The following is a 914-nucleotide window of genomic DNA, read 5'->3' on the forward strand; positions in this document are numbered from 1 at the left end:
GGGGCCGCTTCGCAGCCCAGCGGGAGCAAGCTCCCTCGCCACAAAAGCTTGCTCACCACAAAGCACCCGACCACGCAGCAATGCGCAATCCGATTGTGTAGAGACCAAACATGAGACTCTCCCGCTTCTTCATCGACACCCCCCTGAGCCTCGGCAATCACGAGTTGCCAGAAGCCCAGGCCCACTACATCGGCCGGGTGCTGCGCATGGCCGCGGGCGATGCGGTGCAGGTATTCGACGGTTCCGGCCAGGAGTTTCGCGGCACCCTGGCCGAGGTCGGCAAGAAATGCGTGCGTATACAACTCGACGAACAATTTGCCGGGCAGACCGAGTCGCCTTTGCGCATTCATCTTGGCCAGGGCCTGTCCCGGGGCGAGCGCATGGACTGGGCGATCCAGAAGGCCACGGAACTGGGGGTCAGCGAAATCACGCCGATTTTCAGCGAGCGCTGCGAAGTGCGCCTCAAGGACGAGCGCGCCGACAAACGCTTGCTGCACTGGCGCCAGGTGGCGATCAGCGCCTGCGAACAGTGCGGACGCTCGACCGTGCCGGTGATCCACCCGCCGCTGTTGCTGGCGGACTGGTTGAAGCAGACCGAGGCCGAGCTGAAACTGGTGCTACACCCGGTTGCCGATCCGCTGACCAGCCATGCCAAGCCTTCGACCCTGGCGTTCCTGATCGGCCCCGAGGGCGGCCTGTCGGACGCCGAAGTCGAGCAGGCCAAAACCGCCGGCTACCATGCAGCCCGCCTCGGCCCCCGCGTGCTGCGTACCGAAACCGCGCCGGTGGTGGCGCTGGCGGTGGCGCAGCAGTTGTGGGGGGATTTCTAAGGCTCCGCGACACTGAAGATCACCTGTGGGAGCGAGCCTGCTCGCGAAGGCGATTCAACATTCAGCATCAATGCAAGCTGATCC

1 protein-coding gene is annotated in these 914 nt (G+C 64.6%); it reads left to right on the forward strand.

What is annotated here, in order from left to right; all coding sequences use genetic code 11:
* Positions 1 to 110: 110 nt before the first annotated feature.
* Complete coding sequence (locus ACE04F_RS20600; protein WP_486109542.1) at positions 111 to 830, forward strand: 16S rRNA (uracil(1498)-N(3))-methyltransferase; 720 nt, start codon at positions 111 to 113, stop codon at positions 828 to 830.
* The last annotated feature ends 84 nt before the right edge of the window (positions 831 to 914 follow it).

This window comes from Pseudomonas sp. AGC41, assembly GCF_057334555.1.

Coding starts and splice junctions, on each gene's coding strand:
- ACE04F_RS20600 (WP_486109542.1), top strand. CDS start 111: ATGAGACTCTCCCGCTTCTTCATCGACACCCCCCTGAGCCTCGGCAAT.